The organism is Cupriavidus gilardii (assembly GCF_013347325.1).
In the GTDB taxonomy this organism is placed as follows: Bacteria; Pseudomonadota; Gammaproteobacteria; order Burkholderiales; family Burkholderiaceae; genus Cupriavidus; species Cupriavidus gilardii.
Map to the genome: position 1 here is coordinate 1,596,496 of NZ_CP054624.1, position 23,338 is coordinate 1,619,833.

The following is a 23,338-nucleotide window of genomic DNA, read 5'->3' on the forward strand; positions in this document are numbered from 1 at the left end:
GCCCTCTCCGCCCTCCCCACTCCGGCCTCTTTACGCGGCTCAGTCGTCGAGCGTTTCATGCACGCCGACGGCGCCGTGCTTCCAGTAGGCCGACGCGCGGATGCGGCGCTTGTCGATGCCGCGCTCGTCCACCAGGCAGGCGCGCACGGCGCGGATCGCGGCCGCCTCGCCGGCGGCCCACACATAGCCCTCCCCGGCCGGCAATTCCAGCCGGCGCAGCGCCGTCAGCAGTTCGTCGCCTTCGGCGCGATACAGCCAATGCAGTTCGCAGTCGGCGTCGCTGTGCAGAGCGACACGCGCCTCGCGGTCGTCGATCTGCGCGACCACCACCACGCGCTTGCCGGCCGGCAGTTCCTCGACGCGGCGGGCGATCGCGGGCAGCGCCGCTTCGTCGCCGATCAGCAGGTGCCAGTCGAACGCAGTCGGGATCACGAACGAACCGCGTGGTCCGCCGATACCCAGCCATTGGCCCGGCTGCGCCTGCGCCGCCCAGCTGGCGCCGGGGCCGTCGCCGTGCAGCACGAATTCGATGTCGAGCTCGCGCGCCGCGGCGTCGTAGCGGCGTGGCGTGTAGTCGCGGGCGATCGGGCGCGGCTGTCCCTCCGGAAACATCGGACCATCGGGTCCCATCTCCGGCAGCACCGGTCGCTGCTGCCCCGGCGCGGGCAGGAACACCTTGATATGGTCGTCGAACGAGGCCGACACGAAGTCGGCGAGATCGTCGCCGGTAAAGGTCACGCGCAGCAGCGCCGGTGAGATCCGCTGCGTGCGGACCACCTGGATGTGGCGGAACTTCAGCGGATGGCGGACGCGCTCGACGGTCAGCGCGGCGTCGCGGCGATCGGTGGCTTCGATGGATGTGGCACGGTCGGTTGCGGACATGCATTACCTCGGGTTGCGTGGTCGGGCGGGATGCGGCGGCACGGCGGCCGCCTCGGTGCTTTCGATATCGGCGGCGGCGCGCAGCAGGATCCCGGCGATGCGCCGCTGTTCGTCCGGGGAGGCATCGGTGCGCAGCAGCAGCGCGCGCTTGAGCGCCATCCGTGCCTGCACGAACTCCGGCAGCCAGCCGTTGCCCTGATCGTCCGGCTCCGGCGGCGCCTCGCCGGCGAGCGCCCGGCGCACCCACTCCATCTTGCGGGCCGCATGACGCAGCCCGTTCCACAGCAGCGCCAGCCGTTCGCGGTTGGCCTGCAGGAACTCGCGGCCCGGCTCCGCCAGTCGGTAGCACTTGCGGTTGCCGTCGACATCGACGGCCGCGTGGCCGATCTCTTCGAGGTACGTCAAGGCGGGATAGATCACGCCGGGGCTGGGCTTGTAGAAGCCGGCACTGCGCGCTTCGAGCGCCTTGATCAGCTCGTAGCCGTGGCTGGGCTGCTCGGCCAGCAGGTCGAGCAGCAGCAGTTGCAGGTCGTCGGCCCCGAGCTTGCGGCCGCGGCGCAGGCTGTCCGCATCGGAGCCGAATCCTTCGAAAGGACCGCCGGGGCCGTGGCCGTGCCGGCCGTGATGATGGCGAGGGGGCATGGAACAGTCGCTCGTTATATCGAAAAACATATCTTACGATATAGTTCGCCGCACTGAAGGTCAACCCCTGGCCCTGCTTGCGGCAGGGTCTTGTCGGCTCGGCGCTACTCCCCGAGGAACTCGGCCATGAATTCCAGCCCTTCGATATGGTCGGCCACCACCTTGGCGATCACGGCCAGCGGAATCGCCAGCAGCATGCCCCAGGCGCCCCACAGCCACGTGAACAACAGCAGCGCAACGAATACCGCCACCGGATTCATCTTGGCCATCCGGCCGGTCATCCAGGTCTGCACGACCGAGCCGATCAGCGTCGCGATCAGGATCGAACCTCCGGCCGCCGCGGCGGCCAGGCCGAGCGTGCCGAACTGCATGAAGGCCGCCACGCCCAGCGCGATCGCGGTCGCGCCCGAGCCGAAATACGGAATCAGATGCAGCGCCGCCGCGGCCAGCGCCCAGGTGCCGGCGTGCTGCAGGCCGATCCCCTTCAGCAGGAACCAGGTACAGATGCCCAGCGCGGCATTGGTGATCAGCAGCATCAGCATGTAGCGCTGAATCTGCCGATTGATCTCGCCCAGCATATGGACGTTGACCTTCTTCTGCGTCAGCGTGCGGCCCGTCATCTTGACGAACTTGCGCTTGAACATGTCGCCCGACACCAGCAGGAAGAACGTCAGGAACAGCACCACCACGGCCTGCCCGGCCGCGGCAAAGGCACTGACCGAACCGGCCAGCACCATGTCGTGCAGCGCGCCGGCCGGCTTGTCGATGACGACCGGGGCGCCGCGCGAGAGCTGCGGGGTGCCGCCGGTCAGCACGGTCGCCGCGCGCTGGATCTTCTGCCACATCGAGTCGTCGCCGCTGAGCAGCGCCGACAGGCTGCGCGAGAGCTTGCGCGCGATCTCGGGCAGACGGTCGACGATCGCCTCGACCTGGCCCTGCAGCAGATACGCGCCGCACAGCAGCACCGCGACCAGGCCCAGCAATACCAGCGTCGCGCCGATCGGACGCGGCAGCCGCTGGCGGTGCAGCGCCGATACCAGTGGATCGAGCAGATAGGTCAGGATCACGGCCAGCACCACCGGGATCACGAAGGCCTTGGCGACATGCAGCGCGTACAGGCAGGCCAGCGTCGCCAGCACCACCAGCGCCAGGCTGCCGCGCTGGATCGCGATCGGCAACGCGCGGGCGCTGCCCGGACCGCGCAGCGGCTCGGCCGCCGCCGGGGGGGCCGAGGCCGCGGCCGCGGGCTCGTCGTCGCGGGGGTCGGCGGCGACGGTCGAGGCCTGCGCAGCAGTGTCGGCTGCGGTGTCCGCTGCGGGACGCGCTGCGGACGGCGCACCGGACTGCGCGGACGGGGTGGGCGTGGCATGCATGGCGAGGGGACGGTGCGGGGGGTGACCGGTGCCGCGCGGGGAGCGCGGTGCATCACTGTCAGCATAGTCGGCGCCGTCCGCCTCCCGAAGTCGGACGGCCGCCGCAAGCGATGTAGGACAAGCGCGACAGCGCCCTGGCCGGCGCGCGCAGCCGGGCCGCGGCAGCGGCACGGTTTGACAGCCGGTGCCGATCGGCCGATGATCCCCCGCGCCCTGTGCCATTCGGCCCACCGACCCATCTGGAGACATCGCCGTCATGCCTGCCCCTCGCGCCGTGCCTTCCGCCCCCTCCGATCTGCCCGTCTTGCGCGATCCGGCGGGACTGCCCACGCTGCCTCCGATCGCCGAAGCCGGCCAGCCCTGGCAGACGATCGACACGCCGGCGCTGGTGCTGGTGCTCGATGCCTTCGAGCGCAATCTGCAGCGGATGCAGCAGGCCGCGGATCGGGCCGGCGTCGCGCTGCGGCCCCACGCCAAGGCGCACAAATGTCCGGACATTGCGCTGGCGCAAATGACGCGGGGCGCTGTCGGCATCTGCTGCCAGAAGGTCAGCGAGGCGCTGCCCTTCCTGCGCGCCGGCGTCGCCGATATCCATATCAGCAACGAGATCGCCGGCCCGGCCAAGGCCATGCTGCTTGCACGCATGGCCCGCCACGCGCGCATCAGCGTCTGCGTCGACGCGGTCGTCCAGGTGCGGGCGCTTGCCGAGGCGGCCGAGCGCGAGCAGAGCGGACTGACGGTGCTGGTCGAGCTCGACATCGGCCAGGGCCGCTGCGGCGTGGCCGACGCCGATGCCGCGCTGCGGCTGGCCGAACGGATCGCCGCGCAGCCACGCCTGTCGTTCGGCGGATTGCAGGCCTACCATGGCGGCATCCAGCATGTGCGCGACCATGCCGCCCGGCGCGAGGCCGCGGCGCGCGCCGCCGAGCGTGCCGGGGCGGTGGCGGCCCGGCTGGCCGCGGCCGGGGCGCCCTGCCAGGTGGTCACCGGCGGCGGCAGCGGCAGCGTCGAATTCGATCTGGCCAGCGGCGTCTTCACCGAGATCCAGCCCGGTTCGTATGTGTTCATGGACGGCGACTACGGCAGCAACGAGGGCGTCGCCGCCAGCGGACTCGACGGCGGAATGGACAGCGGCAGCGCCGCCGAGGCGCTGCGTTTCGAGCACAGCCTGTTTATCGCGACGACGGTCATGAGCACCGCGGCGCATGGCCAGGTCGTGGTGGACGCGGGATTGAAGTCGATGGCGGTCGATTCGGGGCTGCCGTGGATATGGGAACGCGACTCCGGGGAGCGCGCCGGCGGCCAGTTCGGCGGCGGCAGGCGCAGCACGCGGCTGGCCTATGTCGCCGCCAATGACGAACACGGCATCGTGCGGCCGGTACCCGGCGCCGGCGGCGAGATGCCGGCGCTGCCGCAGCTGGGCGAACCGCTGTGGCTGGTGCCTGGCCATTGCGACCCGACGCTGAATCTGTACGACACGCTGGTCGGCGTGCGCGACGGCAAGGTCGAGTCGCTGTGGCCGATCTCCGCGCGCGGTCTAAGCCGCTAGCGTCGGGCCGGGCAGGCCGCACGGCGCGCGCAAGGAGGAGCATCATGATCGATCGCAGCACGGCCGCCATCGGCTCGCCCTCCGCGCGGCGCCGCAAGACGTTGGCCGCCGCGGCCCGCCTCGCCTGCTGGACCCTGCTGGCATCGGCCATGCCGGCCAGCGTGTCCAGCGCCCTTGCGCAACCGATCGCCACCCTGCCCGTCTCGGCGCTCGCTCGGCCCAATGTGGTCATGTTGCTGCGCCATGCCACCGCGCCGGGCGTCGGCGACCCGCCCGGCTTCGACCTGCGGTCCTGTCCGACGCAGCGCAATCTCGATGCGAGCGGGCGCGCCCAGGCCCAGCGTCTGGGCGCGGCCTGGCGCGCGGCAGGCTTTCGTCCCAGTGCCGTCTGGACCAGCGCCTGGTGCCGTTGCCAGGACACCGCGCGGCTGATGGACCTCGGTCCCGTCACCGTGCTGCCGCTGCTGAATTCCTTCTTTGGCGACGCCGGCGCCCGCACCGAGCAGACCGCCGCACTGTCGCGCTTCATCGATCGGCTCGATCCGCGCGGCGGGCCGTATCTGATGGTGACCCATCAGGTCAACATCACGGCGCTGACCGGACAAGGGGCGGACAGCGGCGGCGGCGTCGTGTTCGAGCTGTCGGCGGACGGACGGCCGCGGCGCCTGTATCGGCTGCCCGCCGGCTGAGCCCGCCTTACAACGTCGACCCGTGCTGATGGCGGTATTCCTGCGTGCGGCCGCCATAGCCGTACGCCGCCGCACGGGCGTCGATCACGTGGATATACGAGCAGTCGTGCACATCGCCGATCAGCTCGGACAGCGCATGGTGCACCGCTTCGAGGTAGCGCGCCTTCTCCGCCTTGGTATTGGTCTCGTCGGTGACGCTGATATCGAGATGGAAGGCGTTGCGTCCGAGCGCGGACAGCGGCTGGCCGTCGATGAACCAGGCGTCGTGCGGCACGTACTGGACCGCCACGGCCATCACCTCGGGCTTCTTGCCAAGCACGGTACGGGTCAGTTCGGCCACGGTGGCGGCGACCTTCGCGGTCAGCGCGGCGTTGGGTTGACCGGAGATCTGCAATTGAAGGTGGGGCATCGCGGTTTCCTCTTCGAATGGTCGGTGGGATGGAAGGTGGCACGGGCCCGCTTCGCTTCCGTCTCGCGATGCCGACCCGCCACTGACTCGATCGTAGTGCCCGCCTTTCCATCGGAAAAGCGGGAAGATGCGATACCATCCATCGGTATCTCCGAAACCAGAAGCGAACGAGGAGCGGGACATGCGAGGCTTCGATCTCGAACAATTGCGTACCTTCGTCGCGGTCGCCGACAGCGGCAGCCTGTCGGCCGCGGCGCCGCGGCTGTTCCTGTCGCAGTCGTCGGTCAGCGAGCAGCTGCGCAAGCTCGAGGAGCGCGCCGGCGTGCCGCTGCTGCTGCGCGGCCGCCGCGGCGTGCAGCCGACCCCGGCCGGCGAACGGCTGCTCGGCCATGCCCGCCGCATGCTCGATCTGGACGCGCTGGCGATGCAGGACATCCGCGGCGAGACGCTGGCCGGCGAGCTGCGGCTCGCCATCACCGACTACTACCGCACCGCCGAGATCGCCGGCATGCTGCGCCGCCTGCGCGAGCGGCATCCGCAACTGCGGCTGCACGTGACCGTGATGAAGAGCGCGGCGATCGACGCCAGCGTCGACGACGACGCCTTCGATATCGGCCTGACGATGCGCGTGGTCGGCGCGCGCGGCGGCACCGGCGAGCGGCCGCGCGCCGGCTGGCGGCCGTTACGGCGCGAGCCGCTGGCCTGGGTCGGCGCGCGCGGCGACACGGAAGACATCGCCGTGCCGCTGCCGCTGGTGCTGCTGCCCGACACCTGCTCGCTGCACCAGTACGTGGTACGGATGCTGAAGCGCGCCCGCGTGCCCTACCGGGTCTCGCACTCCGCGTCCGGCGTGGCGGGATTGCAGATGGCGCTGGCGGCAGGACTCGGCATCTCGTGCCTGAACCGATCGGCCATTCCGGCCGGCGTGGCCGCGCTCGATCCGTCGACGGCCTCGTCGCTGCGCCTGCCCGCGCTGCCCGAAGTCGAGTTCTGCCTGCTGCCGCCGCGCCGCGGCGAAGCGCCGGTGGTCCAGGCCGCGCGCGAGGTGCTGGCCGAGCAGCTGGGCTGATCGACGGCCACATCGCCCGGCCCGATGGGCTCGACAAGGTCGATGACAGTCCCGTGTCGTCACAAAGGCACTGTCATATTGCGCGAGTAGACTCGCAACATCGTTCCGTCATACGGACCGGCGCCATCGCCGCCCCGGCCGCTTCCTTTCCGCCCAGCCGACCCGATGCCCCTTCCCGCCTCCGACAGTTTCGCCGAGCTCGATCTGCTGCGCGCGCTGCTGGAAGTGGGCGCCGATCATTTCGATATCGACGTGGTATGCGAGGCCAGCAGCCATGGCCGGCGCTTTCCGGTGTATCTGGCCGGCATCGGCTCGCGCGCCCCCCGCGCGCCGGCGATCGGGCCGTTCGGCGGCATCCACGGCCTCGAACGGATCGGCACGCAACTGCTGCTCGACTATATGCGGGCGCTGCTCAAGCGCCTCGAATGGGACGAGCTGCTGCACCTGCAATTGCGCCAGGTCCGTCTGCTGTTCATGCCGATCGTCAATCCGGCCGGCATGTGGGCCGGCCGGCGCGCCAATCCGAACGGCGTCGACCTGATGCGCAATGCGCCGCAGGATGCCGAGGGGCGCGTGCCCTTCCTCGCCGGCGGCCAGCGCATCGGCCCGTGGCTGCCGTGGTACCGCGGCAGGGCCGGCACGCCGATGGAGGCCGAGAGCACCGCGCTGCTGCGCGTGGTGCAGGCGCAATTGCTGACGCGGCCGCTGAGCTTCGCCGTCGATTGCCATTCCGGCTACGGCTGGCGCGACAGCATCTGGTTTCCCTACGCCAGGACGCAGGCCGCGATGCCGCACCTGCCGGAGATGTACGTGCTGAAGACGCTGTTCGAGCAGGCCCATCCGCACCACGGCTACGCCTTCGAGCCGCAGAGCCACCAGTACCTGGTGCATGGCGACCTGTGGGACTACGCCTATGACCGCACGCCGGCGCCGCACATCTTCCTGCCGATGACGCTCGAACTGGGCTCGTGGCTGTGGATCAAGAAGAATCCCCGGCAGCTGTTCTCGCGCGACGGCTTCTTCAATCCGGTCAAGGCGCATCGCACGGCGCGCGTGCTGCGCCGCCATGTCAGCCTGTTCGATTTCCTCGCGCGCGCCGCCTTCGCGCCGACGCGCTGGCTGCCGACCGGCGCCGCGCGGCAGGCGATCTGGCGCGAGGCCAGCGAACACTGGCGTGCCCCCGCCGACAGGCCGGCACGATGAGCGACTGGATCCTGCTGCGCGGCCTGACGCGCGAGGCGCGCCATTGGGGCCGACTGCCGGCTGCGTTGCGGCGCCGCGGCGCGCTGGGCGACGACGACCGGCTGACGATGCTCGACCTGCCGGGCAACGGCAAGCAGGCCGGCCGGCGCTCGCCGGCGGCGGTGGACGACATCGTGTCCGAGCTGCGCGCCGAGGCGGCACGGGCCGGCCTGCGTCCGCCGTACCGGCTGCTGGCGATGTCGCTGGGCGGCATGGTCGCGACCGCGTGGGCGCAGCGGCATGCCGACGAGATCGAACGGCTGGTGCTGATCAACACCAGCATGCGGCCGTTCGGCGCGCCGCATCAGCGGATGCGCCCTGGCGCGTGGCCGGCGGTGCTTGGCCTGATGCGATCGTGGCACGACGGTGCCCGCTGCGAGGCCATCATCCATCGGCTGACCTGCGCCCGTACCGATACGCTGGAAGCCGACCTGGCGCGCTGGGCCGCGATCCGCGCCGACGCACCGGTCAGCCGCGCCAACGCGTTGCGCCAGTTGCTGGCGGCGGCCCGCTTCCAGGCCGGCACGGCGCCGCCGCGCTGCGCCACGCTGCTGCTGTCCTCGGCGGCCGACCGGCTGGTATCTCCGGCCTGCTCGGCGCGGCTGGCGGCGGCATGGTCGGTCCCGCACCGGATCCATCCGTGGGCGGGACACGACCTGCCGCATGACGATCCGGAATGGGTGGCGCGCGAGGTCGCCGGCTGGATCGCGTCGCCTACGGCGCGAAGCGGGTGAACACGTAGTCGCGGTCCTTGACGCGGGCCGCATGGCAGGCGAAGCAGGTCTGATGCTGGGCCGCGTCCACCGCCACGCCGCCGACGAAGCGGCCGAAGCCCCAGCCTCCGGTCGATGCATACCGGCGCGAGTCCTTGACCATCACCTGTACCGTGGTCGGCTGTCCCGGTATCGTCGCCGGTTCGAAGTCGGGCGATGGCTTTCGCTTGTAGGCCAGCTTGACCAGCACGGCCCCGTCGGGAAAGCGCTTCGCGGATCGTTCGATGGCCTCGACCGCTTCCGGATTGCCGAGCACCACGCGCAGTTCATCGAGCGGAGCCGCCTCCTCGGCCGGCGCGATCAGCTGCCATTTTCGGTAGCCCGGTGGAATCGTCACGCCGTAGATCGGCGATGCCGACGGCCTGGCGCTCTGCGGCTCGGTGGACGGCTGCTGTGCCGGCTGTTGCCTGGGCACCGTTTCGCTTGCGCCGTGGACCGGTGGCTGCGCCACTGCATGCTGGCCGAGGGCGGCGCAGGCCAGCAGCACGAGGCCGCCGAAAGCCGCTGCAATTCGGAGTCGTTGCATGCGCGTCTCCCCGGCTCAAAGCTTCACGACTTCCAGCACCGCATCGGCGAACGCACGCGGGGCTTCCTGCGGCAAGTTGTGGCCGATGCCGCCACCGATGTCCCGATGCCGATACTTGCCGGTGAACATGCCGGCGTACGCGGCGGGCTTCGGATGCGGCGCCCCGTTCGCGTCGCCTTCCATCGTGATGGTCGGCACCGAGATCTTCGGGGCGGCCGCCAGGCGCGTCTCCAGCGCATCGAAGTGCGGCTCGCCCTGGGCCAGGCCGAGGCGCCAGCGGTAGTTGTGGATCACGATGGCGACGTGATCGGGGTTGTCGAACGACTGCGCCGACCGCCGGTACGTCGCGTCATCGAACTTCCACTGCGGCGACGCCAGCTGCCAGATCAGCCGGTTGAAGCCGTCGAGATTGGCCGCATAGCCGGCGGCCCCGCGTTCGGTGGCGAAGTAGAACTGATACCACCATTGCAGCTCGGCCTGCGGCGGCAAGGGCTTGCGGTTGGCTTCCTGGCTGCCGATCAGATAGCCGCTGACCGACACCAGCCCCAGGCAGCGCTCCGGCCACAGCGCGGCGACGATATCGGCGGTGCGGGCGCCCCAGTCGAAGCCGGCGATGATGGCCTTGTCGATCTTAAGCGCGTCCATCAGCGCGATGACGTCGACCGCGAGCGCGGCCTGCTGGCCGTTGCGCGGCGTCTCGGGCGACAGGAAGCGGGTCGAGCCATAGCCGCGCAGGTAAGGCACGATCACGCGATAGCCGGCCTTGGCGAGCACCGGCGCGACGTCGACGAAGCTGTAGATGTCGTAGGGCCAGCCGTGCAGCAGGATCGCGACCGGGCCGTTGGCCGGACCGACCTCGGCATAGCCGACGTTCAGCGTACCGGCGTCGATCTGCCGGATCGTGCCAAACGAAGCGCTGCCGGGCGATTGGCCGGCAACGGCGGCGGCTTGCCGTGCCGGCCCTGCCTGGGCCACGCTGCCCAGGCCCAGTTCCAGCAGGCCGATACCGGCCAGCGCCGTGGTCGAGCCGAGCAGGCGGCGGCGTTGTGCGTTCACGGTGTTTGACATGGTCGTTTCTCCAAATAGGTCGGTGAGAAACGCCAGTAGACCGTTGCGCCGTATCGCCGCCGTGTCGGAAACCGGCCCGGCGCGCATCGCCGTGTATCGCCCCGCTGCGCCGATACACGCCGATACAAACCGGCGGCTGGACAGAGGAATCGTCCGACGGCACCGAGGCTAGCCGAGCGCGGTGCCATCGCGCGGCATCGCGCCGGCGGGTCCCGCTTCCCGTGTCACCTCGGCATCGACCAGCCCGATGCGGCGCCATATCAGCTGCGCCTGCTCGCGTACCGCGGACTGCCGCACCCGCACGCCGGCGATTCCCGCCATGGCATCGCGCAGGGCTCGATTGCCGGTCTCGTACAGCGCCTCGCGGATGTCCAGCAGCTTGCGGCACGTACCCCAGGCACTCAGACCGGCCCGCAGCAGCGCGTCGCCGAGGCGATGCAGTTGCGGCTCGGTCAGGCGAGCGCCGCCCCGCGCCAGCAGCTCGTCCAGGCGCGCCGCAATGTCGGCGGGAAACGCCTCGCTTTCGCGCTGCCGCGCCACCGTGCGCAGGTTGTGAACCAGCGAATCGACCGCGGCATCGAGCCGCTCGGCGTCGCAGCCGGGATCGAGCAGCAGCTCCATCAGCGTCCTCGCGGCGAGCGGGGTCGCGCCGTGGCTGCGTGCCTTGCCGCCGGCACCCGGCGCCCCTTGGGCGGCCTCGTCCGGCTCGGCGCCATCGGACGGACTCGACCCCGGCGCCTGCCACGCGATGCCCAGCTGCCCGCGGAGCAGAGCCAGCGCCGTGTCTCGCTGCTGCAGGCGCAATGCATCGGCATGCTCGGCCATCGCCGCCCCGGTCAGCCTTCCGGCCTCCAAGGCCTCGCACAACGCTGCCGCAGCGTCGACCCATTGCGCCGCCAGCGCCTGTGTGGCCGCCGGATCGCCGTCGGCCATCTCAAAGCGGCACAGCGCCTCGACCGAGCGTCGGAACCTGTCGAACATATTGGCGGCATGGCAGCCGCCGGCGACGAACTCGCGATCGCGCGGGTGCCGGCTGACCCAGTCGTCGCGCAAACGGGCCAGGTCGAGGACGCCCTTGCCGTCGCGGACCTTGACCAGCGCGCGGTGCAGCTGCGTCAGCACGTGTCGGACGCCGCCCGGTGGAACGAGCCCGTCCGGCTCGAACGCACGCAATGCTTCGCTGGCCTTTGCCTCGATCATGCCTTTCGCCGTGATCGTCTCCGTATCGTCCGCCGCAGGGCCGTTGCCAGGGGCCCGGCACCAGTCCACCATCGCCTGCAGCGTGTCCCTGGAGCAGCCGCGGCAGAACGCCTCGAGCGCATCGGGCGCCAGGGGCGCCAGGCTTTCGACGATCGACCTTGCGGTATCGCGGTCCGACAACGGCGGCGGCGTGGGAACGTAGGTGATCCGAGGCGACTGGCGGGTGCGGGCCCGGTCCATGCGCGGGCTGCGCCAGAAGAACAACGTGCGGACAAGCCGGGACCAGAGGCTGGCGCGGGGGCTTTCGGTATCCCGCGCAATGCGCGCGGATGAAGCGGCTGCGGGCCGCGGCTTGTGCCTGACGCCGAGGCACTGGCCGATGTATCTGAACACGACTGGCAACAACATCCGATCTCCCACAGACAATCAGTAAAAAAAGCTCTGCACGCGGCATCGTTCGATGCGCGTCCTTTCCGCTTGTGCTGCTATTGGTTTGAATTCGGGCCTGGGCTCAGGCTCGGACCCGATCGAGCTGCAACGCGGTACCGGCGTCCGACACGGGGTCGATTGCAAAAAGTTGCCGGAACAGATCGTTCGCCGTGGCGACCTCGGCCGCTTGTCCGGAAACCGGCGACGCAGCGGCTTTGCGCTTCGTCGCGGACTGCGCTTGCGCGGACATCCGCATGGTCAGCAACCCGGCCAGACCGTCGTAGGCCGCGATCCAGTCGCGCAGCAGCCGACGCTGGGCCGCAAGCGCGCTGGCGCCGCGGGAAGTGCCCTCGTCCTGCGGCGGGTTGTCCTGCGGCGGGTTGTCCTGCGGCGGGTTTGCCCGTGCGGCGCGATCGACCATGGTCCGCAAGGCGAGCAGCGCGGGCGTCGTGATCCAACGATGCAGGCCGGCAATGTCGCCCGGATTCCACGCCGAGAGCCGCGTCGACAGCGCGTCCTGCAGCAGGCCCTCCCGCGCCGCCTCCGAAGCCTGCCGGGCCGGAGCGCCGCCCGCCGGCGGCGCGCTGTCCGCGAGCTTGCGTGCACTGGCGCCGAGCGCCGCCAGTTCCGCCAGAAGGACCGCATCGTCGGCGTGCCGGCGCGCATCGGCCGCACAGTGCCTGGCATGCAGGCAAAGCCTGCCCAGCGTGTTCGCGGCCACGTTCGACAGCGTACTGCCCGCGTGCAGCACCGGTGTCAGTTCCGGGCCGAGCCCAGGGCACTGGCGCAGGGCGGTCCGCTGCGCCGGGCTCAGGCCATGACCGCCGTCGCGCGCCAGCCGGCATATTGCCGCGCGCAGTGCGGGCGGAAAGGGATCGGCTGCCGACGCCGGCCCGCAGGTGCGGGCCAGCCCATGCAGATGCGCCAGCAAGCGGTCGACCTGATGGACCGCGGCCTGACGGTCCGGCAGCCGGTCGCTGTTGATCATCGCAACAAGGTCCCATGGAGGGCCGCCGACGATCGCGCGCAGCGCGGCGTCGGCCCGTTCCCGTATCGCCGCATGCTCGCGGCCGCAGGGCGTGGCCTCCAGCGCGCCGATCAGTGCTTCCACGGCGTGCTGCAGCATGGGGACGTCTGTGTCTGCCGATGCCCCGCTGCGCAGGCGATCGCGCAGCGCATGCGCCTGCGCGATGGCGCTGCTGCCCCATTCCGAAGCGGCAAGCGGGCTCGACGAAGCGAGCGGACCGGCGGGCTTGCCCTCGGCCAGCAGCGCGTCGAGCAGCGCAATGGCCGCGGCGCGATCGCTGGGCAGGCCCGTGGCAACACGTTCGGCCAGCGGCACGCCGGTGCGCCGGCGCAGCAAGCTCAGCGCCGCGTCGACATGGCTGGCGGGATCAGGGGCATCGAGCGGGATGCGGGACAGCACGGGTTCGGCTGCAAGGGGCGGCTGGAGCAGCGCCAGCGCCGCGCATGGATGCATCGGATCCAGGGCGGGCTCGGCGTGCCGGCCATCAACATGGGATTGCCCGCGGAATGTCCCGCCGGATTGCGCCGGTTCGGAACCGGACAACGGCTGACCGGGCGGACGGCCGACGGAGGGAATGGAAGAGGGAAACACGATGGCAGTCGCCTCGACGGTCGAGCGGAAAGGCGCAATGTAGCGCTCCCGTGCGAGGCTGCTGTCGAAGCTGATCCGACGCTGTAGAAACTCGCCGACGTGCTGCGATCCGTGTTTCAGAATCTATACGGGCAGCCATGGCGCGCCAAATCGCGGCGCGTATCGGTGCCGCCTCGCACAGCCGCTGGGCCCTATCGGTGGGCCCTATCGTTGAGCCCTATCGTTGGGTCCTATCGTTGGGCCCTATCGCTGCGCCGTCGCGAGCCGCAGCGCCAGGCCGGCGAAGACGGTGCCGGCGAACCAGTTCAACGCCCGTCGCGCCCGCGCCGAGCGCAGCAGCAAGGTGCCGAACAAACCCGAGAACCACGCGATCGCGCCGAATACCAGCAGCGTCGCGAGCATGAAGACCGCGCCGAGCACCGCGATCTGCATCGCGATCGGTCCTTGCGCCGGCGACACGAACTGCGGCAGGAAAGCAAGAAAGAAGATCGCGACCTTGGGATTGGTGACGTTCATCACCACACCGCGGCGATACATCTGCCAGCCGTCGCCCGCCCGCTCGCCCTGCTGCACCGGCGCATCGACCGGCGCGCGGAACGCCTGCCACGCCAACCATGCCAGGTACAGCGCGCCGCAGACCTTCAGCACGGTGAAGGCGGTGGCCGACGCCGCGAACAGCGTCGCCAGTCCGAGCGCGACGGCGGCCGTATGGAACAGCAGGCCGGTGCACAGGCCCAGCACCACAGTCGAACCGGCGCGCGGGCCGCGCATGGCCGACTGCAGCAGCACGAAGACGTTGTCGGGCCCGGGCGCGAGGCCAAGCAGCACCGCAATGCCGAAGAAGGCGATCAGCGTATCGAGCGTGGGCATCTTGTCTCCTTGAGGCTGGCAGCCCTGGAGGGCCGGCGGCGCAGTCAGACCAGCGGGCGCGATGGATCGGCGCTACCAGCGTTGGCGGCGTTGGCGGTGCTGTCCGCGGACCTTGGCGCGCTCGCCTGGCCCCCGGCCATCACCAGCCGGTTGCGGCCGCCGCGTTTGGCCGCATAGAGCGCGACATCGGCTGCCGCCACCAGTTCCTCGATCAGCGGCGAGTCCGGAACGCGCGTCACCGCGCCGACGCTGATGCTGAGGAACGGATGGGACGGATCGGCGCCGGCGTGCGGCATCTGCAGCGACCGCACCGCCTGCAGCATGCGCATGCCGATGGCGCGGGTACGCTCGGCGTCCGCCTGGTGCAGCACCACGGCGAATTCCTCGCCACCGACACGCGCACAGAAGCTGGCGCCCTCGTCCAGCGTCTGCGCCAGCGTGGCACCGATCGCACGCAGACATTCGTCGCCGCGCAGGTGGCCGTAGATGTCGTTGTACTGCTTGAAGAAGTCGACGTCGATCAGCATCAGCCCAAGCGGCGTGCCGCGCTCCTGCGCGGCAGCCAGCAGCACACCGGCCTCGCGCTGGAAGAAGCGCCGGTTGAACAGGCCGGTCAGCGGGTCGCGATACAGATCGCCTTCGATGCGCAGCAGCTTGTCGACGGTCTCGTTGAGCCGCACCGCCAGATTGGAGTTCTCTTCCACCAGCGCATGCTCGCGCGTGCGAAACGCGCTGACGTCGCGCACGAACACGATGCGGCCGATGACCCGATCGTCCAGATTGCGCACCGGCTCGACCGTCAGCTCGTAGTCGGGGACGCCGGCCACATAGGGCCGGGTCGCCATCCATGAAGCGGGCGCCGGGACGCCGCGCCGAAGTCCCGGCAACATGCGCTGCGCGGTGCGGTTCAGATCGGCGATCCGGTCGCGATCGTCAACGATCACGCAGCCTTCGCGCAGCGCATCGAACACGCGCAGCCGCGCATAGTGGCCGACATCCCCCAGATGCGGCCGCAGCGCGCACAGCCAGACCAGCAGCGCCATCACCGAGAACGTTGCGGGCGTCAGGTCGCCGCCGAGCGCAGTCGTCCAGCCGCGCAGATAGGCGACGTTGGCAACTACCGGCAACAGCAGCCCGCCGATCAGCAGCGCCCTGCCCCCGCCCGACAGCTTGCCGCGCGGACGCGCCATCACGAGGAAATACAGGCTCGCCGACAGCAGGCCGTAACCATAGGCGGCCAGCGCCCAATAGGCTGGGCCGTGCGAGAACACGGCGCGCGTATGCAGGCCCACGCCGCCGAACCACTGGACCTGAGGCCAGACCAGGCCATGGCGTTCGTTGGTCAGCACCAGCACCATGCCGGCGACACTGACCGCCAGCGCCAGCGTCAGCCAGCCGCGGCCGACCACAAGATCGGGACGCGTCAGCCGCACGACCGACAGCAGCCACCCCACCGGCACCATCAGGATGCCCGGATACTGCAGCTTGGCCCAGAGGATGCGTTCGGCGACGTTCGGCGCCTGGATTTCCAGCATGCGCCCGGCGCACCAGATGCCGGCGCCGATCGCCAGCAGCAGGAACGCCCGCACGGTCGGATCGTCGCGCCGCGGCCAAGCGGCGATCGCGATCGCGGCGCACACCAGCAATGCGCCGGCCATCAGCAGAATCAGCAGGGAGATCGCCATCGGGCAGGATTGCAGCATGCCGCGCCCGAGCGGGCAACCGCTGCTGCACAGGGGTGGGTGTCGGCGCCTGCCGGGTAGCAAGCCGGAGGCGGCACCGGGCGGCCGGTCACGATCGACCGGCGCCGGTCATGGAGGCCGGCGTGCGGCGTCGCCGCGCTCAACCGGCCGCGGCTTCGGCCGCCTGCGCCGTGGCCGATGCGGACGTGCCTGCCGGCTTGCCAACCGCGGCCAGCAGCATCTGCGCCGCGGCCTCCCAGCGCTCGGGCGAGCGGAACAGCCGCGCCGAGATCAGGCCGCTCTGCAGCGCGCCGAAGATCACCATGGCGAGCTCGGACGCCGGAATCGGCTGGGCCGGCGCGCCTTCGGCGCGGGCCTGTTCGATCATGCCGGTCAGCAGGCGCTCGTGCAGCAAGAAGAAGTCCCTCAGCACCGCATGGACCGCCTCGGGCAGGCACTCGGTTTCGGTCGCCAGCATGCCGCACATGCAGATCTGGTCCGGATCGAGCTTGCGGCGCCAGCCGTTCAGATAGAGCTCGGCGCGCTCGAGCGGGCTCAGCGCCGGGTCGATATGGCTCAGTTCCTCGGCGATCCGGGCCGTGTATTGCTTGGTCGCTTCCAGCGCCAGGTCTTCCTTGCACGGGAAGTAATAGTGGATGCTGGACGTCTTGACGCCGACCAGGTCGGCCAGGTCGCGGTAGCTGAAACCATTGAAACCGCGCCGGCGGATCAAGGCGAAGGTATGGTCGAGCAGTTGCTCGCGGACGGATTGCGCTTTCATGACGCCACTTTATCTACCAACAGATAGGTTAGCAATGAGGGATAGCCCCGGATTGCCGGCATGTCTGCCGTGCTGGCGTCATGCAAGATGCGAGCCCATGCCCGCCTTCACGCGGGCAACACCTGCGCGATCGCCGTGACGAGCCAACCACTTGCCCCACAGAGCAACAGCCAGCCGGACACAATCAGAACACTGTCGCGAATTCCCATGATCGACTCCTGAAAACAAGCCGGGCCGCGGTACGGGCGGCCCGGCCACGATGATGGCCGCGGGCTCGGTGCCCGCCGCGGACTCAGGCGCGGGCGCCGTCGGTGTAGGCATCGACGCTGCGAGCGCCGTCGGTGTACGCGTCGAAGCGGCGCGACGGCGAGGCCGAGACGCCAGTGCGATCCAGGCCGGCGCTGCGGAAGCTGTCGGTGAACGGATCGGTCTTGCCGACGCGGGCGCCTTCGGTGAACGGGTCGAACTTGCCGGCCCGCGCGCCCTCGCTGTAGACGTCGAACTTGCCGGTGCGGGCGCCCTCGCTGTACGGATCGAACTTGCCGGTACGCAGTTCGTAGCCGTAGCGATCAGCCGGCACGCTGCCCGCGGGCGCGGCGGCTGCCTGCCCGGCAACGGCGGCGGCGGCCACGGCGGCGATGGCGATCACGGTCTTGGCGAACTTGGCTTGCATGGTGTTTCTCCTGGCTTCGGTGGACCCGGGGGTTGTCGTTCAGAGTCCCGCGTCAGTCCTGGCAACGGTGGCACCGGCGCTTTCGCGACATAGATTATCTACTCGTAGATAGATGGCCCATGTCAAAAAAATAGCCTCGGCGGCTCGGTAATGCTGGTGGGACCTGCAGTTCGTCGAATTCGAATTTTCTTCGGGGCTTCAACGGACTGCGCCTTCCATGCGTTGCATGTTATCTACCGATAGATAGATGGTCAAGGAAAATATGGTGGCGCCCCCGCGCAATCGCGCAACGTAGAGCGCCACGTGAAGCCAAGCTCATAACTTTGGGTGCCTGACCGCGGCACACCGGACAATCTACCCTGCTCCGCCGCCATCCGGCAATCGGTCGTGGCGCGCGGTTGTGGGCGATCCGCGACGGATGCGGTCCGCCGCACATGGCCGACATGCATTGGCGTCTATATTGGATCGCATGGCCTGAGAGGTTTTTCGACCACAAGGATCATCGAATCCAGTACGGGAGGTACACCGCCATGCGTTCGCTTGCATCACTGTTCATTGCGCCCAGCCCGGAAAAGATCGCCGCCAAGGAGTTGCAGGACATGCGGCTTGCGCTGTTCCAGGCCGAACGGCGGCTGCTGGAGGCGCAGATGCAGGTCGACTACTACCGCGACATGGTGGGCTTCCTGGAAGAGGTCGCCACCGCCGGAGTGGAACAGGTCGTCGACAAACGCCGCGCCAGCGAGGCCGCTGCGGCCGAGCAGGCCGAGGCTGCGGCCTCGCACACCGCGCCGGTGCCGTCGCAGACTGCCACGCAGCCTTCGCGCATCGCGCCTGGATTGACCACCGTGCCGATCGTGCCGTCCGCGGCCTGATCGATTGCTGTCGGCGGCGCGCCCCGCGGCGGGCGCACGCCGCTTCTGTGCGATACTGCGCAGCCGCGCTGCCTGGCGCCGTTGCATTCGCAAAGTGCGGATGCCGGCGTTTCCCTGAGGGCACCGCACGCCATCCCCTGTCGATGCCGTCCAGCCCCTCCCCAGCGCGCCGTTGACCCTCGCGCCCTGCCATGATCGAAGCCTTCCACGCCGTCCCATCCGCCGCCGACGCCCCCATCGAAATCGAAACCGCACCGGAGCCACGCTTTGCCGTGATCTGGATGCACGGCCTGGGCGCCGACGGCGGCGATTTCGTGCCGGTGGTGCCCGAACTGGGCCTGCCTGCCGGCGCGGCGGTGCGCTTCGTCTTTCCGCACGCGCCGCTGATTCCGGTGACCTGCAACGGCGGCTATATCATGCGCGCCTGGTACGACATCGTGTCGCTCAGCGACGCGCGGCGCCACGCGGACGAGAGCGGCATTCGCGCGTCGCGCGAGACGATCCGCGCGCTGATCGCACGCGAGAACGCGCGCGGCATCCCGAGTTCGCGGATCGTGCTGGCGGGGTTCTCGCAGGGCGGCGCGATGGCCTATCTGGCCGGACTTACCCATCCGGAGCCGCTGGCCGGCATCATCGCGCTGTCGACCTATCTGGCCTCGCCCGCGCTGCTGGACGTCGAGGCGGCGCCGGCCAACGCCGCCACGCCGGTCTTCGCCGCGCACGGGGCACAGGATGACGTCGTGCCGCTGGCGCTGGGCACGCAGGCGCGCGACCTGTTGCAGCAACGCGGTTATCCGCTGACGTGGCAAACCTATCCGATGCCTCATTCGGTCTGCCTCGAGGAGATCGCCGACATCGGCGTCTGGCTTGGCCAGCGGCTGGCGGCGGCCGGCGGCGGTTCCGCGGCTTGATACCGTTGCCGCTGCCGCTGCCATTGCCGGTGCCCACTCGCATCGACTGACCGCGCCAATTTCCGTTCGTCGGGCACACCACCGCCCGTGCCAATCCGATTCGTTTTCCGATGTCCGCGACTCCCCCCGCTCCCCTGCTCGATTTCGATACCCGCAAGGCGCTGCTGTTCGCGTTGGCCGCCGAACGCCTGTCGGCCTATTACGAGCATGGCAAATGGATGACCGACGCGCAGGGCGCGACGCTGGCCGCGCAATGGCTGTCGCGTTCGCGGCTGCAATTGGCGTTGAGCGAGCGCCGGCTGCTGTCGGAGCTGAGCGATCAGCTGGCACGCCAGCTCGCCGAGACGCTGTCGCGCTCCGCGGGGCTGTACGCCGCGCATGAAATGATGGAAGCGCTGGACCCGAACTATCAGTCGGCCTTCGCGCACGACATGCTCGACGAATGCGAGCGGCTGCTGCGCGAGAACGGCGTGCAGGACTGAGCCGCCCCGCTGTACCGCGCCGGATTCAAGCGAGCAGCTTGCGCAGCGCCTCGTAGGCGGTGGCCAGATGGTATGGCGTGGTCGACGGCATCTCGTCGCGCAGCACCGCACCGTCGGGACCGATGCATTCGTGCCAGCCGCGTCCATGCAGGAAACGGCCGGGGAAGGCGGCCAGCCACCGGGCCAGTGCCGCGCGGCCTTCGTCGTCGCCACGCAGCGCCAGCGCGCGCGCGTATTCCGTCTGCGCCCAGATGCGCTGGGTCGCATCGATGATGCGTCCGTCGGCGTCGAGCGCCGCGGCAACGCCCTGCGTCAGCGGTGCCACGCCATGGCGCTGCGCGAAGGCACAGCCGCGCGTCAGCGACTCGCCCAGCTCGCACGCGCCGAACACCGACGGCGCCATCGCCAGCAGCGAGTACCACTCGAACTGGTGGCCCGGCTCGATGCGGTTGTCGGCGCTGCCCAGCGGCAGTTCGGCGATGCAGCCGTTGGACGGATCGACGAAGGTGCACTGGACCTGCCGCGCGATCTCCCGCAGCCGCGGCACATACCACTGGTCACCGGTGGCCTCGCAGGCGGCCAGATAGGCCTCGGTCAGATGCATCACCGGGTTCTGCAGCACCGCCTTCCGCTCGACGGTAAAGTCGCGCGCCAGCGCGGCGTGGTACAGGCCGTCCGGCATGCCGAACTTCGTTTCGATCAGCGCGGCGGTATCGTCGAGCACCGCGCGTGCATCGGCATTGCCGCTGCGGCGCCAGTACGCGGCGCAGGCGAACACCACGAAGGCGTGCGTGTACAGGTCCTTGCCGGTATCGAGCGGCGCGCCGTCGGCGTCGATGCTGTAGTACCAGCCACCGTCCGGATCGGCGAACCGCCGGCGCAGCGCGGCGAACAGCGTATCGGCATGCGCGAGGCCATCCGCCTGCCTGGAAAACACGTAGAGCTGCCGCGCGCAGGCCATCGCCCGATAGCGCTGCACCGGCAGCGGGCTGGCATCGTGCCCTGCCAGGGCCTCGTAGGGCAGGCCGATCGATTCTTGCCAGCCGGGGCCGGTCCACAGCGGCAGCACCGTGGAGTCGTAGTGCGCCAGCAGCGAGGCGACGGCGGCGCCCAGGTCGGCGGATGTGTTCGAAGCGGCGGAGGAGGAAATGCGGCTCATCGAGACAAGGAGGTCGGCGGCGGAGCACGGGCGGGGGCACGCGCAAGCGCAGAAGATACTGTAAATGCCCACGAAACAAAAGCGGCGGACCGGACGGCGCCCCAGGCCGAAATCCCGCGGTCCAACTGCTACGATGAATCAGGTAGCAAGGGGGTATCCGCCATGCCGAACACATCCCTGTCCCTGTCCGACCAGCACCGCACCGTGGTGCTGCACGTGATCGAGCTGCAGCCGCAGGCCTACACCTGGCAGATGGTGCTCGAGGAGCACTGCGGCAGCGCCGACTGCGACTGCATCATCGAAGCGCACGCCGAGTGGCCCACGCAGGCCGAGGCGCAGGCGGCCGGCTGGGCCGAATGCAATCGGCTGCTGAACGGCCCCCGCGTCGCCACGGAGCACTGAGCCGGGGCGCCGGCGCTTGAACGCCGGCCGATATGCACTACGCTGAAGGCGTCGGGCCACCGCCCGACGCGGGTCTTCTGCGCGCTCGCGACCTGGCTTGACGGCACCTTGCCGGCAGGGCGCAGACGCCGTCGGCGTCTCGCTGGACCCGATCCGACCGACTCTCACCACGACGGGAGAACCCCACTCGCCACCGGCGCCACGGCGCACCGGCAAGAGAGGCTGTTCCGCTCGCAGGGAGACCGCCATGGAAAAGCCAGTGATCAGTCCGCGCCGCTTCGTCGAGATGGTGAACGCGCGGCTGCCGAGCCATCCGCTGTATCGGGAAGGCATGCACGTGTACGCGGTACCGCGCCATGCCGAGCATCCGCGCAGCCTGGTCTGCGTGGGCCCCAGGGGCACGGTCGGCGTCTGTACCGCGATCGAGACCATCGTGCGCAACGAATATGATGTCGAACCGGACATTCCGCGCGAGTGGCATCACGACATCCCGCCCTGCGCCCCCAATATCCGCCGCGCCCACCTTCCGGCGCAGGCACGCCAGTCCTGATCGGCGCGCCCTGCCCGGCCCCAACCGTCAGACCTCCGCCGCCTCGGCCGTCTCGCGGGTTTCCCGGGCGGCCCGGCCCGTGCCGGTATCGTCCTCCGGCGTCAGCTGCATGAAGATCCACGCCGACGCCGACGTAATCAGCCCGACGCAGACGAAGGTGGCATGAAACGCCGGCAGCGGTCCGGCCTGCGCATGCTCCTGCAATACGCGGTTGAAGGTCCCCAGCAGGGCGCCGGCGGAGGTCACCGCCAGACTCATCGCCAGCATCTGCACCATCGACAGCAGGCTGTTGCCGCCGCTGGCGCTGGCGCCGCCGAGATCCTTCAGCGTGACCGTATTCATCGCGGTGAACTGGATCGAATTGACGGCGCCGAACAGCGCCAGCTGGCACAGCACCAGCGGCAGCGGCAAGGTCGGCGAAATCAGCCCGAACGAGGCGATCACCAGGCCCACCACGAAGGTATTGGTCACCAGCACGCGGCGATAGCCGTGCCGCTCGATCAGGCGGGTCGCCACGCGCTTGGACAGCATGCCGGCCGCGGTCACGGGCAGCATCATCAGGCCCGCGTACAGCGGCGAGTAGCCGAGGCATACCTGCAGCGTCAGCGGGATCAGGAAGGGCATCGCGCCGTTGCCGATGCGCGCGAACAGATTGCCGAGCAGGCCCACGCTGAAGCTGTGGATGCGGAACAGCGTCAGCGGAAACAGCGGCTGCGTGCGCCGCGCCGCGTGCAGCGCGTAGGCTGTCAGCGCGGCCAGGCTGGCGATCAGCAGCATCAGCACGGTCGCGTGCTCGAAGCCGAAGTCGGCCAGGCCGTCCAGCGCGAAGGAGATCGTCACCATCGCCGTCGCGAGCAAGGCGTAGCCGGCGAGGTCGAAACGGCCGGTCTCGGCCAGACGGCTGTCAGGCATGTAGCGCAGCGTCGCCAGGCCGCCCAGCAGCCCGACCGGCACGTTGATCAGGAAGATCCAGTGCCACGACAGCGCCTGCGTCAGCCAGCCGCCCAGCGTCGGCCCGATCAGCGGACCGATCATGCCGGGAATCGCGACGAAGCTCAGCGCCTGCAGGAACTGTTCGCGCGGAAAGGTCCGCAGCACCGCCAGACGCCCGACCGGCAGCAGCATCGCGCCGCCGACGCCCTGCACGACGCGCGCCGCCACCAGGAACTGCAGGCTCTGCGCATAGGCGCACAGCAGCGAGCCCAGCACGAACAGCGCGATCGCCAGCTGGAAGATCCGGCGCGTGCCGAAGCGGTCGGCCAGCCAGCCCGACGCCGGGATGATCACGGCCATCGTCAGCGAGTACGCGATGATCACCGACTGCATCCGCAGCGGACTCTCGCCGAGGCTGGCCGCCATCGCCGGCAGCGCGGTATTGACGATGGTGCTGTCCAGCGTCTGCATGAAGAAGCCGACCGCGACGACCCACAACATCACCTTGCGCGTGCGGGCTTCACTGTCCTGGGTGGGCGTCATGCGGCTGCAAA

Annotated in this window: 24 protein-coding genes; 10 read left to right on the forward strand and 14 right to left on the reverse strand. The window is 69.8% G+C overall.

Annotated elements, in window-relative coordinates; translation table 11 throughout:
* Positions 1-39: 39 nt before the first annotated feature.
* The 3 genes from FOB47_RS07280 to FOB47_RS07290 form a co-directional block, all read right to left on the reverse strand.
* On the reverse strand, positions 40-882 hold the full coding sequence (locus FOB47_RS07280; protein WP_174780441.1) for a siderophore-interacting protein: 843 nt from the start codon (positions 880-882) through the stop codon (positions 40-42).
* Between the two features lie 3 nt (positions 883-885).
* Positions 886-1,524 (reverse strand): PadR family transcriptional regulator, encoded by a 639-nt coding sequence (locus FOB47_RS07285; RefSeq protein ID WP_244959188.1) that lies wholly within the window; start codon positions 1,522-1,524, stop codon positions 886-888.
* 104 nt (positions 1,525-1,628) lie between these two features.
* Complete coding sequence (locus tag FOB47_RS07290) at positions 1,629-2,897, reverse strand: AI-2E family transporter (RefSeq protein WP_244959189.1); 1,269 nt, start codon at positions 2,895-2,897, stop codon at positions 1,629-1,631.
* A gap of 256 nt (positions 2,898-3,153) precedes the next feature.
* Between FOB47_RS07290 and FOB47_RS07295 the strand changes: the two genes are divergently transcribed.
* Positions 3,154-4,446 (forward strand): DSD1 family PLP-dependent enzyme, encoded by a 1,293-nt coding sequence (locus tag FOB47_RS07295; RefSeq protein WP_082371712.1) that lies wholly within the window; start codon positions 3,154-3,156, stop codon positions 4,444-4,446.
* Between the two features lie 44 nt (positions 4,447-4,490).
* Positions 4,491-5,135, forward strand: coding sequence for a histidine phosphatase family protein (locus FOB47_RS07300; RefSeq protein WP_174780443.1), 645 nt, complete (start codon positions 4,491-4,493; stop codon positions 5,133-5,135).
* A gap of 7 nt (positions 5,136-5,142) precedes the next feature.
* On the opposite strand, the gene FOB47_RS07305 is transcribed toward FOB47_RS07300, so the two are convergent.
* Positions 5,143-5,544: a tautomerase family protein gene (locus tag FOB47_RS07305; protein ID WP_174780444.1), complete on the reverse strand. Its 402-nt coding sequence runs from the start codon at positions 5,542-5,544 to the stop codon at positions 5,143-5,145.
* A 181-nt stretch (positions 5,545-5,725) separates the two neighbouring features.
* Between FOB47_RS07305 and FOB47_RS07310 the strand changes: the two genes are divergently transcribed.
* The 3 genes from FOB47_RS07310 (at position 5,726) to FOB47_RS07320 (ending at position 8,589) form a co-directional block, all read left to right on the forward strand.
* Complete coding sequence (locus tag FOB47_RS07310; RefSeq protein WP_174780445.1) at positions 5,726-6,613, forward strand: LysR family transcriptional regulator; 888 nt, start codon at positions 5,726-5,728, stop codon at positions 6,611-6,613.
* A gap of 165 nt (positions 6,614-6,778) precedes the next feature.
* Entirely contained in the window at positions 6,779-7,816 is a 1,038-nt protein-coding gene (locus tag FOB47_RS07315; protein WP_174780446.1) for a M14 family zinc carboxypeptidase, read from the forward strand.
* Positions 7,813-8,589 carry an alpha/beta fold hydrolase gene (locus FOB47_RS07320; RefSeq protein WP_053823680.1) on the forward strand — a complete coding sequence of 259 codons (777 nt, stop codon included), beginning with the start codon at positions 7,813-7,815 and terminating at the stop codon, positions 8,587-8,589. Before FOB47_RS07315 ends, FOB47_RS07320 begins: the two co-directional genes overlap by 4 nt.
* Here FOB47_RS07320 and FOB47_RS07325 read toward each other — a convergent pair.
* The 8 genes from FOB47_RS07325 to FOB47_RS07360 all read right to left on the reverse strand — a co-directional run bounded on the left by FOB47_RS07325 (position 8,570) and on the right by FOB47_RS07360 (position 17,475).
* On the reverse strand, positions 8,570-9,154 hold the full coding sequence (locus FOB47_RS07325; RefSeq protein WP_174780447.1) for a cytochrome P460 family protein: 585 nt from the start codon (positions 9,152-9,154) through the stop codon (positions 8,570-8,572). The two genes, FOB47_RS07320 and FOB47_RS07325, sit on opposite strands and share 20 nt — an antisense overlap.
* Before the next feature lie 15 nt (positions 9,155-9,169).
* A complete protein-coding gene (locus tag FOB47_RS07330) occupies positions 9,170-10,222 on the reverse strand; it encodes an alpha/beta fold hydrolase (RefSeq protein WP_174780448.1) in 1,053 nt (350 codons plus the stop codon).
* Between the two features lie 168 nt (positions 10,223-10,390).
* Positions 10,391-11,662, reverse strand: a complete 1,272-nt coding sequence (locus FOB47_RS07335) for a hypothetical protein (protein WP_174780449.1) — start codon at positions 11,660-11,662, stop codon at positions 10,391-10,393.
* A gap of 271 nt (positions 11,663-11,933) precedes the next feature.
* Positions 11,934-13,331, reverse strand: a complete 1,398-nt coding sequence (locus FOB47_RS07340) for a hypothetical protein (protein WP_174780450.1) — start codon at positions 13,329-13,331, stop codon at positions 11,934-11,936.
* A 381-nt stretch (positions 13,332-13,712) separates the two neighbouring features.
* Positions 13,713-14,339 (reverse strand): LysE family translocator, encoded by a 627-nt coding sequence (locus FOB47_RS07345; protein ID WP_174780451.1) that lies wholly within the window; start codon positions 14,337-14,339, stop codon positions 13,713-13,715.
* A 44-nt stretch (positions 14,340-14,383) separates the two neighbouring features.
* Positions 14,384-16,024 carry a histidine kinase N-terminal 7TM domain-containing protein gene (locus tag FOB47_RS07350; RefSeq protein WP_174780452.1) on the reverse strand — a complete coding sequence of 547 codons (1,641 nt, stop codon included), beginning with the start codon at positions 16,022-16,024 and terminating at the stop codon, positions 14,384-14,386.
* A 157-nt stretch (positions 16,025-16,181) separates the two neighbouring features.
* A complete protein-coding gene (locus FOB47_RS07355) occupies positions 16,182-16,802 on the reverse strand; it encodes a TetR/AcrR family transcriptional regulator (protein ID WP_053823676.1) in 621 nt (206 codons plus the stop codon).
* Positions 16,803-17,094: 292 nt separating this feature from the next.
* Positions 17,095-17,475, reverse strand: coding sequence for a hypothetical protein (locus tag FOB47_RS07360; RefSeq protein WP_174780453.1), 381 nt, complete (start codon positions 17,473-17,475; stop codon positions 17,095-17,097).
* Between the two features lie 530 nt (positions 17,476-18,005).
* Here FOB47_RS07360 and FOB47_RS07365 point away from each other — a divergent pair.
* From FOB47_RS07365 to FOB47_RS07375, 3 genes are all read left to right on the forward strand, one after another.
* Entirely contained in the window at positions 18,006-18,347 is a 342-nt protein-coding gene (locus FOB47_RS07365; protein ID WP_174780454.1) for a hypothetical protein, read from the forward strand.
* A gap of 191 nt (positions 18,348-18,538) precedes the next feature.
* The gene (locus tag FOB47_RS07370) at positions 18,539-19,258 is read left to right on the forward strand and encodes an alpha/beta hydrolase (RefSeq protein ID WP_174780455.1); all 720 of its coding nucleotides are present in this window, start codon (positions 18,539-18,541) and stop codon (positions 19,256-19,258) included.
* 110 nt (positions 19,259-19,368) lie between these two features.
* Entirely contained in the window at positions 19,369-19,740 is a 372-nt protein-coding gene (locus FOB47_RS07375; protein WP_174780456.1) for a hypothetical protein, read from the forward strand.
* 25 nt (positions 19,741-19,765) lie between these two features.
* Here FOB47_RS07375 and FOB47_RS07380 read toward each other — a convergent pair whose 3' ends face one another.
* Positions 19,766-20,899 (reverse strand): AGE family epimerase/isomerase, encoded by a 1,134-nt coding sequence (locus FOB47_RS07380; protein WP_174780457.1) that lies wholly within the window; start codon positions 20,897-20,899, stop codon positions 19,766-19,768.
* Positions 20,900-21,061: 162 nt separating this feature from the next.
* On the opposite strand from FOB47_RS07380, the gene FOB47_RS07385 reads away from it, so the two are divergent.
* Positions 21,062-21,301 (forward strand): hypothetical protein, encoded by a 240-nt coding sequence (locus tag FOB47_RS07385; protein ID WP_006577695.1) that lies wholly within the window; start codon positions 21,062-21,064, stop codon positions 21,299-21,301.
* A gap of 247 nt (positions 21,302-21,548) precedes the next feature.
* Positions 21,549-21,851: a hypothetical protein gene (locus FOB47_RS07390; protein WP_006577694.1), complete on the forward strand. Its 303-nt coding sequence runs from the start codon at positions 21,549-21,551 to the stop codon at positions 21,849-21,851.
* A 27-nt stretch (positions 21,852-21,878) separates the two neighbouring features.
* Here the strand turns inward: FOB47_RS07390 and mdtD are convergent, their stop codons facing one another.
* The gene (mdtD, locus tag FOB47_RS07395; RefSeq protein ID WP_174780458.1) at positions 21,879-23,327 is read right to left on the reverse strand and encodes a multidrug transporter subunit MdtD; all 1,449 of its coding nucleotides are present in this window, start codon (positions 23,325-23,327) and stop codon (positions 21,879-21,881) included.
* Between the last annotated feature and the right edge of the window lie 11 nt (positions 23,328-23,338).